Genomic DNA, 13,931 nt, shown 5'->3' on the forward strand with positions numbered 1-13,931 from the left:
ATTCCTATTTTAGTCAAATTCCAAGTCCACCTGCTCATTGCCTACCAACGTCCGCAAGTCTATCAACAAGCGGTCGGTGGGCGTCACGCGCCAGGTTGCGCCAAAACGCAGCTTGGCTCGCGCATCTTCCCGTTGATAGTAGAGATGCACTGGAATCGTCCCCGAGCGATGGGGTTCCAACGACTGACGGAGACGGTTCAAAAGCTGGTCATCAATTTGCCTGTCAGTCAGCGAGATAGCAAGCCCGCGAGCGTATTTTTCCCGGGCTTCACTGATGTCCATTACCTCGCGGGCCATCATTTTAAGCCCGCCGCTAAAGTCATCAAAGCTGACCTGTCCACTGGCGATAAGGATACGGTCTTTTTCCAACAAATGCTGGTATTTTTCTAACGCTTCGGTGAATAGCATCACTTCCAGACGGCCCGAACGGTCATCCAGCGTACAGATGCCGATGCGGTTGCCGCGCTTGGTCACCATCACCCGCGCGGCGACCACCAACCCGACGGCGGTAGTCATTTTGCCCCGATCCGTCGGGTGCATGTCTTTCAAACGCTGGCCACCGGCGTAACGTTCGATCTCCTTGAGGTATTGGGTGATCGGGTGGCCGGTCAGGTACAGCCCCAGCGTTTCCCGTTCACCGTCCAACACCACCTGCTCCGGCCAGGGCGCGATGTTGGCGTAGGATTGCTCCACCTGCTCCGGCGCTTCCGCCAGCACGCCAAACATGTCCACCTGGCCGATAGCTTCGGCTTTCGCATGCTGATCCGCCGCTTTCAACGCGTCGCCGAGCGAATTCATCAGCGCGGCGCGGTGTGGCCCAAGGCGATCGAACGCCCCGGACATGATCAGTTTTTCCAGAATGCGGCGGTTCAGTTTCTTGATGTCGGAGCGCGCGCAGAGATCGAACAGGTCTTTGAAATAACCTTGCTCGCCGCTGTTGCGCGCTTCGATAATGGCTTCGATCGGCCCTTCCCCCACGCCCTTGATGGCGCCGATGCCGTAAACGATCTCGCCGTCGTCGTTGACGTGGAAGTGATACAGGCCGCTATTGATGTCCGGCGGCAGGATCTTCAGCCCCATGCGCCAGCATTCGTCCACCAGCCCCACCACTTTGTCGGTGTTGTCCATATCGGCGGTCATCACCGCCGCCATAAACTCGGCCGGATAGTGCGCCTTCAGCCACAGCGTCTGGTACGACACCAGCGCGTAGGCGGCGGAGTGCGATTTGTTGAAGCCATAACCGGCGAATTTCTCCACCAGGTCGAAGATTTTCACCGACAGTTCGCCGTCGATGCCGCGCGCTTTGGCGCCGTCTTCAAAGCCGCCGCGCTGCTTGGCCATTTCGACCGGGTTCTTTTTACCCATCGCACGGCGCAGCATGTCCGCGCCGCCCAGCGTATAGCCGGCCAGCACCTGGGCAATCTGCATCACCTGTTCCTGATACAGGATGATGCCGTAGGTCGGCTCCAGCACCGGCTTGAGCGACTCATGCTGCCACTGAATGTCCGGGTAGGAGATCTCTTCGCGGCCATGTTTGCGGTCGATGAAGTTATCCACCATGCCCGACTGCAGCGGCCCCGGACGGAACAGCGCAACCAGTGCGATCATGTCTTCGAAGCAGTCGGGCTTCAGACGTTTGATCAAATCTTTCATGCCGCGCGATTCAAGCTGGAACACCGCCGTGGTTTCCGAACGCTGCAGCATGTCGAAGCTTTTCTTGTCGTCGAGCGGGATGGCGGCGATGTCGATCGGTTCCAGCCCGGTCTTGGCGCGCCGGGCGTTGATCATCTCCAGCGCCCAGTCGATGATGGTCAGGGTGCGCAGACCGAGGAAGTCGAACTTCACCAGCCCGGCGTATTCCACGTCGTTCTTGTCGAACTGGGTCACCGGGTGGTTCCCTTCGGCATCGCAGTACAGCGGCGCGAAGTCGGTGATCTTGGTCGGCGCGATCACCACGCCACCGGCGTGTTTACCGGCGTTGCGCGTCACCCCTTCCAGCTTGCGCGCCATGTCGATCAGCGCTTTGACCTCTTCGTCGGCCTCGTAAATCTCCGGCAGCTGCGGTTCGGCGGCGAAGGCTTTCTCCAGCGTCATGCCCGGATCCGGCGGCACCAGTTTGGAGATGCGATCGACGAACCCGTACGGGTGCCCCAACACGCGGCCTACGTCGCGGATAACCGCTTTCGCCGCCATGGTGCCGAAGGTGATGATCTGCGATACCGCTTCGCGGCCGTACATCTCCGCCACGTGCTCGATTACCTGATCGCGCTTCTCCATGCAGAAGTCGACGTCGAAGTCGGGCATCGAGACACGTTCCGGGTTCAGGAAGCGTTCGAACAGCAGGTCGAATTCCAGCGGATCGAGGTCGGTGATTTTCAACGCATAGGCCACCAGCGAACCGGCGCCGGAGCCTCGCCCTGGGCCCACCGGCACGTTGTTGTCCTTCGACCACTGGATAAATTCCATCACGATCAGGAAGTAGCCGGGGAACCCCATCTGGTTGATCACTTTCAGCTCGACGTCCAGACGCTCGTCGTATTCCGGGCGGCGCTGCGCGCGCACTTCAGGATCGGGGAACAGGAACTCGAGGCGCTCTTCCAGCCCCTCTTTCGATTTGAGTACCAGGAAGTCCTCGGTGCTCATATCGCCGGTCGGGAACTGCGGCAGGAAGTACTCGCCGAGGCGAATGGTGACGTTACAGCGTTTGGCGATTTCGACGCTGTTCAGCAGCGCTTCCGGGATGTCGGCGAACAGCTCGCACATCTCGTCTTCGCTGCGCATGTATTGTTGCGGGCTGTAGTTGCGCGGCCGCTTGGGATCGTCCAGCGTAAAGCCGTCGTGGATGGCGACGCGGATCTCATGAGCGTCAAAGTCATCTTCCACCAGGAAACGCACGTCGTTAGTGGCCACCACAGGCAAACCGCGCTCGGTGGCCAGCGCCACCGCCGCATGCAGATAGTTCTCTTCATCCGGACGGCCGGTGCGGATCAACTCCAGGTAGTAGCAGTCCGGGAAATATTGCTGGTAGAAATCCAGACACTGATCCACCTGCGCCTGGTTGCCGCGCAGCAGGAACTTGCCGACGTCGCCCTGACGCGCGCCGGAGAGCAGGATCAGCCCTTCGCGATGTTCAATCAGCCAGTCGCGATCGATGATCGGGCCGGCGGCGCCGTAGCCGCGCTGATAGGCGCGGGAAATCAGCAGCGTCAGGTTCTGGTAGCCTTCGTTGTTGCTGGCCAGCACCGTCAGTTGAGCGAGTTCGTCGCCCAAGACTTCGCTTTGCACATGGAAATCCGCGCCGATGATCGGTTTGATCCCGGCGCCGTGCGCGCTGCCGTAGAACTTCACCAGCCCGCACAGGTTGGTGAAATCGGTGATTGCCAGAGCAGGCATGGCTAACGCGGCGGCTCTTTTCACCAGCGGCGCCGTCTTGGCCAATCCATCAATCATGGAGTAGTCACTGTGGACGCGCAGGTGAATAAAACGAGGTTCGGCCATCTCCAGATACCTGATTGAAGGGGCTCAGCGTGCTGAGCCCGGGTTAATGCTATCGTCGAGCCGGTCAGGCTCGCAGGCTACAGCGCGAGCGCCCTTTTCACCGGCGCGAAGCTGCGGCGATGATGCTCGGTGGCGCCCAGCGCGGCCAGCCGCTCCAGGTGGAAGGCGGTCGGGTAGCCTTTATGCTGCGCGAAACCGTAGTCCGGGAACTCGCTGTCCAGCTCGGCCATTTCGCGATCGCGCGTGACCTTCGCCAGAATGGACGCCGCGCTGATTTCCGCCACGCGGCTGTCGCCCTTCACCACCGCCTGCGAACGCATCGGCAAGCTCGGGCAACGGTTACCGTCGATTAAAACCATGTCCGGCGCGATATGCAACCCGGCCACCGCGCGCTGCATCGCCAACATGGTGGCGTGCAAAATGTTCAGCTGGTCGATTTCCGCCGGTTCGGCGCGCCCCAGGCTCCAGGAGAGCGCTTTGGCGACGATTTCGTCATACAGCGCCAGCCGGCGTTTTTCACTGAGCTTTTTGGAGTCTGCCAGCCCGACGATCGGCTGCGCCGGATCGAGGATCACGGCGGCGGTGACCACCGCGCCGACCAACGGGCCGCGGCCCACTTCGTCCACACCGGCAATCAGCGTGGCAGCGGGATAGATAAAGGGTTCAATCATGCTTTCGCCAGCTCCAACACAGCCTGAGCGGCCTGTTCGTCCGCACCGCAACGGATGCTTTGGTGCAAGGTAAGGAAAGTCTGTTTCAGCGCGTCGGTTTCCGGGCTCTCTTCCAGCAGCGGCATCACGGCGGCAGCCAGTTTGTCCGGGACGCAGTCATGCTGCAGCAGTTCGGTGACGATCTCCCGCCCCGCCAGCAGATTCGGCAGCGAGACATAAGGCGTTTTCACCAGCTTCTGCGCCAACCAGAAAGTGAACGGCTTCATGCGATAGCCCACGACCATCGGGCACTTGGCCAGCATGCATTCCAGCGCCGCCGTGCCGGATGCCAGCAGCGCCGCGTCGCTGGCGATCATCGCTTCACGCCCCTGCCCATTCAGCAGGTGTACGGTCAGATCCGGCGCCACTTCGGCCTTGATGCGCTCAAACTGCTCACGCCGTTTGGCGTTGACCAGCGGCACCACCACTTCCAGCTCGGGATAACGCGTACGCAGCAGCTGCGCGGTTTTGAGGAAGTCGGCGCTCAGCATCTCGACTTCGGCGCCGCGGCTGCCCGGCAACAAGGCCAAACAGCGCGCCTGCGGAGCGATGCCAAGCTGAGCGCGCGCCGCCAACCGATCGGGCTGCAGCGGCATAGCGTCCGCCATGGTGTGACCGATAAACCGGCAGGGGACGTTGAAACGATCGTAAAACGCTTTTTCGAAAGGGAGAAAGGCCAGCACCAAATCGGTGGCTTTGCCTATTTTGAAAACGCGCTTTTGTCGCCAGGCCCACACGGAAGGGCTGACATAGTGGATGGTGCGAATGCCGCGCTGCTTGAGGCGGCCTTCCAGCGTGATGTTGAAGTCCGGCGCGTCGATGCCGACAAACACGTCCGGCCGCAGCTCACCGAAGCGGCGGGTGAGATCCTTGCGGATCTTCAACAGGCGTGGCAAGCGCTCGAGCACTTCCACCACGCCCATTACCGCCAGCTCTTCCATTTCGTACCAGGCTTCGCACCCTTCGGCCTGCATCAGCGGGCCGGCGACGCCAACGAAACGCGCGTCAGGGATCTGCGCCTTGAGCGCACGGATCAAACCGGCGCCGAGAATGTCACCGGAGGTTTCTCCGGCGACCAATCCGATAGTCAATGGACGATTCGACATAACTCAGCGAATGATGCCACGGGTGGAACGGGTGAAGAAATCGAGGTACTGCTGCACCACCGGCTGCTCTTTGGCCAGGGCTTCGATTTCCGCTTTCGCTTCATCCAGCGTTTTTTCGCTGCGATACAGGATTTTGTAGGCGTTGCGGATCGCCTGCATTTCATCCTTGTCAAAACCGCGGCGCTTGAGGCCGACCGCGTTGACGCCGAACGGCGTAGCGTGGTTGCCCTGAGCGATGACGAACGGAGGCACGTCCTGAGCGACACCGGAACAACCGCCTACCATCACATGCGCGCCGATAATGCAGAACTGATGGATCGCCGTCATGCCGCCGATGATGGCGTGATCGTCGATTTCCACATGCCCCGCCAGCGTGGCGTTGTTGGCCAGCACGCAAGCGTTGCCAACTACACAGTCGTGGGCGACGTGCACGTTGACCATCAGCAGGTTATCGTTGCCCACTTTGGTCAGGCCGGTGCCCTGCGCGGTGCCGCGGTGGATGGTGACGCTTTCGCGGATGCGATTGCGATCGCCCACTTCCACACGCGTCGGCTCGCCCGCGTATTTCAGATCCTGATTCACTTCGCCGATAGAGGCGAACTGATAAATCTGGTTATCGCGGCCAATCTTGGTAATGCCGTTCACCACCACGTGGGATTTCAGCACCGTGCCGGCGCCGATTTCCACCTGGGAGCCGACGTAGCAGAAAGGGCCGATATGCACGCCGGCGCCAATCACGGCGCCTTCTTCGACTATCGCGCTAGGATGGATAAAGGCGGTTTGGTCAATCACGGATTAAGCCTCCCGGCTGCGGGCACACATCATGGTTGCTTCGCAGACAATTTTACCGTCAACGGTCGCCACGCCTTTGAAGCGAGTCAGACCGCGGCGAGTTTTCTCGAAGGTGACTTCCATGACCATCTGATCGCCTGGCACCACAGGGCGCTTGAAGCGAGCTTCATCGATACCGGCGAAGTAATACAGCTCGCCCGGTTCCAGTTTGCCGACGCTTTTAAACGCCAGGATGCCGGTGGCCTGCGCCATGGCTTCCAGGATCAATACGCCTGGGAAAATCGGTTTGCCAGGGAAGTGGCCCTGGAAAAACGGTTCATTCACCGATACGTTCTTCACCGCACGCAGATATTTGTGCTCTTCAAACTCGAGGACGCGGTCGACCAGCAAGAACGGGTAACGGTGAGGAAGCAGATCCAAAATTTCTGCAATATCCAGAGTATGAGTGTCAGTAGTCAAAATACTCTTCCTGTCTCTAAAAACTGATGGCATCAACAACACGGCCTGCGCTGACCCCAAAAGGAGATCATCATGCAGGCCGCAAATTAACATCTCTTTGCGCTTTTGGTCTCACGACCAACGCGTTTCGTTTTGTACCCGCGAGAGCGGGCGGCAATGACTAGTCTTTTCCGACTTTACGTTCGACAGCTTTCAAGCGCTTGCTGATCTCATCGATATTCATTACCAACGCAGCGGTTTTACGCCAAACCTTGTTAGGCTGCAACGGAATGCCCGAAGAGTATACCCCAGGTTCGGTGATTGGTCGCATAACCATTCCCATTCCGGTAACAACAACCTTGTCGGCAATTTCCATGTGACCGTTGATCACGCTGGCGCCGCCAATCTGGCAGTAGCGGCCGATTTTCAGGCTGCCGGCCATGATCACACCGCCGGCGACGGCGGTATTGTCGCCAATCACGACGTTATGTGCAATCTGGCATTGGTTGTCGATGATAACACCATTCCCGATTTGGGTGTTATCCAAAGCGCCGCGGTCAATGGTGGTGCAAGCGCCGATTTCGACGCGATCGCCGATAATCACCGTGCCCAACTGAGGGATCTTGATCCACTCGCCGCGCTCATTCGCATAGCCGAAACCGTCTGCGCCGATCACGGTGCCCGACTGAATCAGGCAGCGCTGGCCGATTTCGACCGCATGATAAATCGTTACGTTCGCCCACAGACGCGTTCCCGCGCCGATGCGTGCGTGTTTGCCGATGAAGCAGCCCGGGCCGATAACCACGTTATCGCCAAGCACCGCACCCGACTCGATCACCGCGTTCGCCCCAATGGCGACGTTCTGCCCCAGCTGCGCTTCAGGCGAGATCACCGCGCTTGGCGCGATATCCTGAGCCGGCGACGGCGTGGTGTCCATCAGCTGCGCCATGCGCGCATAGGTCAGGTAAGGGTTCTTAACCACCAGCGCCGCAGCACGGCAGTGTGGTAAATCCGCTTCGGTAAGCACCACGGCGCTTGCCTGGCAGGAAGACAGCTGCTCTTGATAGCGGCTGTTTGACAAAAACGTGATTTGGCCAGGCTGTGCCGAATGCATAGAAGCAATGCCGGTGATGACGAGATCGCCATCACCGTGCAATTGTGCATCCAACTGCTGCGCTAAATCAGCCAGTCGAATTGAAAGCATGTGTTATTTAACCTGTTTCAGCACGTCAGCAGTGATATCTTTGGAAGAGTCTGCATAGGCAACGGCGTTGGCGTCGATCACCACGTCATAACCGCCTTTGCTCGCGACAGATTTCACCGCGTCCTGAATGCGGCTCAGGATCTTGTTACGCTCTTCCATCTGGCGACGACGGTTGTCCTGCTCGAAAGCCTGGGCTTTCTGAGAGAACTGCTCGCGCTGCGCCATCACGTCTTTTTCCAACTTGCTGCGGTCGCTGGCTTTCATGGTAGCGCCGTCACGCTGCAGACGTTGCATTTTGGTCTGCAGGCTACGTTCCATGTTCTGGAGTTCGCTTGCACGGCCTTTAAACTCGTTTTCCAGCTGTTTAGCGACCGCTTCGCGGGCCGGCAGCTGTTGGAAAATGCTGGAGACGTTAACGACAGCGATCTTATCTGCTGCCTGAACGCCAGCTGAAGCAGCCATTGCTAAACCGAGGCCTGCGGCACACAACCACTTTTTCACTATAAACTCCTTACCATCACCCATTTGTGTCATATGACACTGAAGTACACAATTTGCCAGACTTGTCCCACCAAACAATGAGAATCATCTCCCTCTGCCGGCGGGCGCCTGGCCATTGCGATTCTTAATAACTGTTATGCCCAGAGGCGAGACCCGTTACCAGGTCTTACCGATGTTAAACTGGAACTGTTCGGACTTGTCGCCTTCGTATTTCTTGATCGGGTTGGCGTAAGAGAACACCAATGGCCCCAATGGCGACATCCACTGCAGCGCGATACCGGCGGAAGAACGAATATTGCTGGCCTTGCTGTAGTCCGGCACGCCGTACATCAGCGTCTCGTTGGTATTCTTCCACTTGGTATCCCACACGGTACCCGCATCGATGAACAGCGACGTGCGCACAGAGTTGGCGTATTTCTCGCTGATGAACGGCGTTGGGGTGATCAACTCCAGGCTGGCTACCGCCATGGCGTTACCGCCCACCGCGTCATCCGAACCACAGATGCTCTGACGATCGGTGGTGCTGCCGGCGTTGAACTGGCACTGGTACGAATTGGAGTTGTAGTACACCGCCTTCGGACCAATGGTGTTGGACTGGAAACCACGCACGGTGCTCGAACCACCGGCGTAGAAGTTCTCGTAGAACGGCATTTCCTTGCCGCCCAGCCCATCCGCGTAACCCAGGCGGCCGCGACCCAACAGCACCCAGGTGCGGTCGTCGTTGATCGGCACGTACTGTACGCTGTCCAGCGTCACCTTGTAGTATTCGTTGTCCGAGCCCGGAATGGTGACCTTGCCGTTCAACGTGGTGCGGTTACCCGAAGTCGGGAAGTAGCCGCGGTCCAGGTTGTTGTAGGTCCAGCCCAGGTTCAGGGTAAAGTCGTCCGTCGAGTAGCTGGCGCGGTCGGTCTTGTTCGCATCCACGCCCATCGAGTCGAGGTAACGCCACATGGCGATCTGCGGCTGCATGTTCGACAGGCCGTTGTGGACATAGCCCAGGCCGGTGCGCAACGAGTTGTTTTCGTTGATCGGGAAGCCCAGCGTGCCGTCAACACCGTAACTCTTGTTGGTGTAGTCGGACAGGTCCGCGTTATCCGCTTTAAAGTCGTTGTAGAAGACGCGGCCGCCCAGGCTCACACCGTCAACGGTGAAGTACGGGTTGGTGACCGAGAATTCGGTATACGTCTGGTAATCGTTCTTGGTGCCGCTGATGCCGACCGAGTAGCCGGTACCCAACCAGTTATCCTGCTGCACGCCGGCCTGGAAGCTGACGCCGCTCTCGGTGCCGTAACCGACGCCGAAGTTAAAGGTACCGGTGTTGCGTTCTTTCACCTTGTAGGTCACGTCGACCTGATCGGCAGTGCCCGGCACGCGCTGGGTTTCCACGTCGACCGTTTCGAAGTAGCCCAGGCGGTTCAGACGCTCCTTGCCCTGCTCGACCTGCTCGTTGCCGAGCCAGGCGCCTTCCATCTGGCGCATTTCGCGACGCAGTACGGAATCCTTGCTGGTGTCGTTGCCTTCGAACTTGATGCGGCGCACGTAGAAACGGTTGCCCGCGTCAACGTTGACGTGCAGCTTGACGGTTTTATCCGCGTCATTGATCTCCGGCTGGGTGCCGACGCGCGGGTAGGCGTAACCATAACGGCCCAACATCGTTTTGATGTTGTCTTCCATTTTGGTCACTTTGCTGCCGTTATACAGCTCGCCCGGCTCGATTTTGGTGATCTGAGCGACTTCCGCCGAGTGGCCGGCCAGGTTGCCGTTCACGACAACATCAGAAAGCTTGTACTGATCGCCTTCGGTGATGTTGATGGTGATGTAGATGCCTTTTTTATCCGGCGTCAGGCTCACCTGGGTAGAATCGATGTTAAAGCGGGCATAGCCGCGATCCAGATAGAAGCTGCGCAGGGTTTCGAGATCGCCCGCCAGTTTTTGCTTCTGGTATTTGCGATCGCCGACCAGGTTCCACCACGGCACTTCGTCACGCAGCTGGAAGCGCGAGATCAGTTCGTCGTTGGTGAAGGCGTGGTTGCCGACGATGTTGATTTGTTGAATCTTGGCGGAGACCCCTTCCGTGAACACCAGCTTCAGGTCGACACGGTTGCGCGGCAACGGCGTGACCACGGCTTTCACCGAGGCGCTGTATTTACCAACGCTGTAATAGAAGTCTTCCAGCCCTTTTTCAATGCTGGAAATCGTGGTGCGGTCAAGCGCCTCGCCCACCCGGACGCCGGAGGCTTCCAGGTTTTGCTTGAGCATGTCATCCTTCACCGACTTGTTGCCGGAGAAAGTGATGCTGGCGATGGTAGGACGTTCCTTCACCTGCACGATCAAGGTATTACCATCGCGCAGTACGCGCACGTCCTCGAAGTTGCCGGTGGCAAACAAGGCACGAATGGTATTACTGATGTCATCGTCAGTGACGGTATCGCCGACGCGAACCGGCATGTTGAGTAACGCCGCACCGACGGCGACTCGCTGCAGGCCTTCGAAATGAATGTCTTTCACTACGAACCCGTCTGCACCGTATACGGTGGCGCTGCCAAACAGCAGCGACGCTATGAGCAACTTTTTCATCGCCATCGTTGTTATGCGTTCTTCCTAACCTATCCCCGCCCCTAAAGGCGGGAAAAATCATTGAAAAGTGCAAGACCCATCAACAACACCAACACGATCGAACCTATGCGGTAGCTGTAGTCCTGTACTCGCTCGGAAACCGGCCCACCCTTCAGCTTTTCTATCGCCAGGAAGAGGAGATGCCCACCATCTAACACCGGTAATGGGAACAGGTTGATGATCCCCAGGTTGACGCTAATCAACGCCAGGAACATCAGATAATACACGAATCCGACTCCGGCTGACGCCCCAGCTCCCTGTGCAATCGAGATCGGGCCACTCAGGTTGTTCAGCTTTACATCACCGGTTATTAATTTGCCCAGCATGTTGACCGTCAGCCGCATCAGCTGCCAGGTCTTGTCGCCGGCCTGATACAGCGCCGGGAACGGTCCATACTGGCGAATCGTCTTATACTCTTCCGGCAGCGGCAGCACCTTTGGAATGATGCCTGCAAACCCCACCGATTTGTCTTTTCCCACCGGCTTTGTATCCGGTATCAGCGTCAAAGACAAGGGGGCGCCGTTTCTTTCAATCTCCAAAGCCAGCGGTTGCCCCGGGCCATCGTGGATACGCTTCACCAGCGTCTGCCAACGACCCAACGGCTGACCATCGACTTTAACGATCCTGTCCCCCGCTTGTAAACCCGCCTTTTGCGCCGCCGAGTTCGGCTGCACTTCCGCCAACACGGATTCGATCTGCGGGCCGCGCGGCATAATCCCCAGCGCGACAACGGGATCCTGCTTGTCCGGTTCAAAGTTCCACTGGCGCAAGTCCAGGGTTTTGGTCACCACCTGCGAAGAGCCGAACGGCGCTACGCCGACTTCGGTTTGCGCATCGCCAATCTTCGCCACCAGCGCCAGACGAACTGACTCCCAATCAGGCGTTTCGATGCCGTCAACCGACTTTAGTTCCATGCCAGACGAAATTTCAGCCTTGGCGGCGATCGATTGCGGCGCGATTTCGCCGATCACCGGACGGAAACTCGGCACGCCGATGATGAACACCAGCCAGTAGGCAAGGATAGCAAACAGGAAGTTGGCGATGGGGCCGGCGCTGATGATGGCCGCGCGCTGCCAGACGGTTTTATTGTTGAAGGCCTGGTGGCGCATCTCCGGCGCCACCGACTCCACGCGCTCGTCCAGCATCTTCACGTAGCCGCCGAGCGGGATCAGAGCGATAACGTACTCGGTGCCCTGGCGATCGGTTCGGCGCCACAGCGCCCGGCCAAAGCCGATGGAGAAGCGTTCAACGCGCACGCCGCAACGACGGGCAACCCAAAAGTGTCCGAACTCATGCACGGTAATCAAGATACCGAGCGCAATCAGAAACGCCACCAGGTTCCAAAGCACGCTGACCATCATCCCTCACTTTCCGTCATCGACGGATTAAAACACCAACAGCATCAGGCAGGCAAACACCGGCACCGCCGCGGTCAGGCTGTCGATACGATCCAGTATGCCGCCATGACCGGGAATCAAATGCCCGCTGTCCTTGATGCCCGCTTCGCGTTTGAACATGCTTTCGGTCAAATCGCCCAGCACCGAAGCCAGCGCGGCGATCACCGAACAGGCCAGCAGCGTGGTCGGCACCACGTTCAGCGGCGCGTAGCGGCCGAACAGCCACGAGATCACCGCCGACGTCAGCAACCCGCCGATCAACCCTTCCCACGTTTTGCCCGGTGAGACCTTCGGCGCCAGCTTATGCTTGCCGAACAGCTTGCCGAACATGTAGGCGCCGGAATCTGCGCCCCACACCAGCAACATCACGTACAGCAGCCACCAGGCGCCGGTAAACGGGTTTTGCTCGTAGCCGAACTGGCGCAGCGCCAGCATGCCCCAGAAAAACGGCACGATGGTCAGCAGGCCAAACAGCAGGCGCAGCGGGCGCGAATTGCGCCACATAGCGGCCGAGCCGGGATAGAACAGCACCAACAGCAACGCCGCCAGCCACCAGGCCAACGACAGCCACAGCGAGCCGCTTATCTGCGGCACGGATTGATGGTAAGCGGGGACGCTGAGCATCATCAGCGCAAGCAGAAAACCGCACAGTATCGCCAACCAGATGCGCTGCGAACGGGAGGTAAAACCGGCCAATTGGCCCCACTCCCAGGCAGCTAACATGCACACGACGAGCGTTACCAGAGCAAAGGCCAACGGCGGCAACAGGAACAGCGCCGCGATAACGATCGGGATTAAAATCAGAGCAGTTATGAGGCGATACTTCAGCAAAAGTTCTCCCTAGGACGCATCGGCGCCGTTAGGTGTTGTTCCCCCGAAGCGGCGCTCACGTTGTGCAAATGCATTCAGCGCACCTTCAAAGACAAGTTCATCGAAATCAGGCCAGAGCACATCAGTAAAGTAAAGTTCAGCATAGGCGATTTGCCACAGCAGGAAATTACTGATGCGATGCTCGCCACCGGTGCGGATAACCAGATCCACCGGCGCCAGGTCGCTCATGCAAACCCGCTCGTTCAATAATTCCTCGCTGATCTGATCCGGGTGCAACTCGCCTACCCGTACCTGTTCGGCCAGTTCCCTTACTCCCTGAATGATATCCCAACGGCCGCCGTAGTTGGCAGCGATATTGAGCGTCAGGCCATCGTTATTTTCCGTCAGAGCTTCAGAGCGGCGGATCCGCTCCTGCAAACGCGCGCTGAATCGGCTGATATCGCCGATCACTCGCAGCCTGACGTTATGTTTATGCAGGCTTTTTACTTCACTATCCAAAGCGCGGACAAAAAGCTCCATCAGGGCAGAGACTTCCTGCACCGGACGGTTCCAGTTTTCGCTGCTGAAGGCATAAAGCGTGAGCGCATCTAAATGGTGGCTGGCGGCAAAACTGACCGCGCGGCGAACCGATTTCACCCCTGCTTTATGACCGAAGACACGTAACTTGCCCTGACGTTTGGCCCAGCGTCCGTTACCGTCCATGATAATGGCGACATGGCGCGGCCCCGGGGAAGATGGATTAGCCTCTTGTTGGTTTGCGGACGACATAACTCGTACTTATTTCCTCAATAGAAATATAACTGCCTTTCCGGAACATCAGGCCCTTACGCGCAAAAAA

Annotated in this window: 11 protein-coding genes; all 11 read right to left on the reverse strand. The window is 58.5% G+C overall.

The window, feature by feature from the left end:
• Positions 1-9: 9 nt before the first annotated feature.
• Positions 10-3,498 (reverse strand): DNA polymerase III subunit alpha, encoded by a 3,489-nt coding sequence (dnaE, locus tag ACJ8IP_RS21290; protein WP_033652500.1) that lies wholly within the window; start codon positions 3,496-3,498, stop codon positions 10-12.
• A gap of 77 nt (positions 3,499-3,575) precedes the next feature.
• Complete coding sequence (rnhB, locus tag ACJ8IP_RS21295; protein WP_019455763.1) at positions 3,576-4,169, reverse strand: ribonuclease HII; 594 nt, start codon at positions 4,167-4,169, stop codon at positions 3,576-3,578.
• On the reverse strand, positions 4,166-5,314 hold the full coding sequence (gene lpxB / locus ACJ8IP_RS21300) for a lipid-A-disaccharide synthase (protein WP_004931967.1): 1,149 nt from the start codon (positions 5,312-5,314) through the stop codon (positions 4,166-4,168). The genes rnhB and lpxB overlap by 4 nt, the downstream gene beginning before the upstream one ends.
• 3 nt (positions 5,315-5,317) lie before the next feature.
• The gene (gene lpxA, locus ACJ8IP_RS21305; RefSeq protein WP_033644878.1) at positions 5,318-6,106 is read right to left on the reverse strand and encodes an acyl-ACP--UDP-N-acetylglucosamine O-acyltransferase; all 789 of its coding nucleotides are present in this window, start codon (positions 6,104-6,106) and stop codon (positions 5,318-5,320) included.
• Positions 6,107-6,109: 3 nt separating this feature from the next.
• Positions 6,110-6,565 (reverse strand): 3-hydroxyacyl-ACP dehydratase FabZ, encoded by a 456-nt coding sequence (fabZ, locus tag ACJ8IP_RS21310; RefSeq protein WP_004931962.1) that lies wholly within the window; start codon positions 6,563-6,565, stop codon positions 6,110-6,112.
• Between the two features lie 160 nt (positions 6,566-6,725).
• The gene (lpxD, locus tag ACJ8IP_RS21315; RefSeq protein WP_025304030.1) at positions 6,726-7,748 is read right to left on the reverse strand and encodes a UDP-3-O-(3-hydroxymyristoyl)glucosamine N-acyltransferase; all 1,023 of its coding nucleotides are present in this window, start codon (positions 7,746-7,748) and stop codon (positions 6,726-6,728) included.
• Positions 7,749-7,751: 3 nt separating this feature from the next.
• Positions 7,752-8,249, reverse strand: coding sequence for a molecular chaperone Skp (gene skp, locus ACJ8IP_RS21320; protein ID WP_004931958.1), 498 nt, complete (start codon positions 8,247-8,249; stop codon positions 7,752-7,754).
• A gap of 156 nt (positions 8,250-8,405) precedes the next feature.
• On the reverse strand, positions 8,406-10,832 hold the full coding sequence (gene bamA, locus ACJ8IP_RS21325) for an outer membrane protein assembly factor BamA (protein WP_033652498.1): 2,427 nt from the start codon (positions 10,830-10,832) through the stop codon (positions 8,406-8,408).
• 35 nt (positions 10,833-10,867) lie between these two features.
• A complete protein-coding gene (rseP, locus tag ACJ8IP_RS21330) occupies positions 10,868-12,223 on the reverse strand; it encodes a sigma E protease regulator RseP (protein WP_025304033.1) in 1,356 nt (451 codons plus the stop codon).
• Between the two features lie 27 nt (positions 12,224-12,250).
• A complete protein-coding gene (gene cdsA, locus ACJ8IP_RS21335; RefSeq protein WP_442524516.1) occupies positions 12,251-13,093 on the reverse strand; it encodes a phosphatidate cytidylyltransferase in 843 nt (280 codons plus the stop codon).
• A 9-nt stretch (positions 13,094-13,102) separates the two neighbouring features.
• Complete coding sequence (gene ispU / locus ACJ8IP_RS21340) at positions 13,103-13,861, reverse strand: (2E,6E)-farnesyl-diphosphate-specific ditrans,polycis-undecaprenyl-diphosphate synthase (protein ID WP_033644874.1); 759 nt, start codon at positions 13,859-13,861, stop codon at positions 13,103-13,105.
• Between the last annotated feature and the right edge of the window lie 70 nt (positions 13,862-13,931).

This window comes from Serratia sp. CY52157, from assembly GCF_052168495.1.
GTDB classification, from domain to species: Bacteria; Pseudomonadota; Gammaproteobacteria; order Enterobacterales; family Enterobacteriaceae; genus Serratia; species Serratia ureilytica.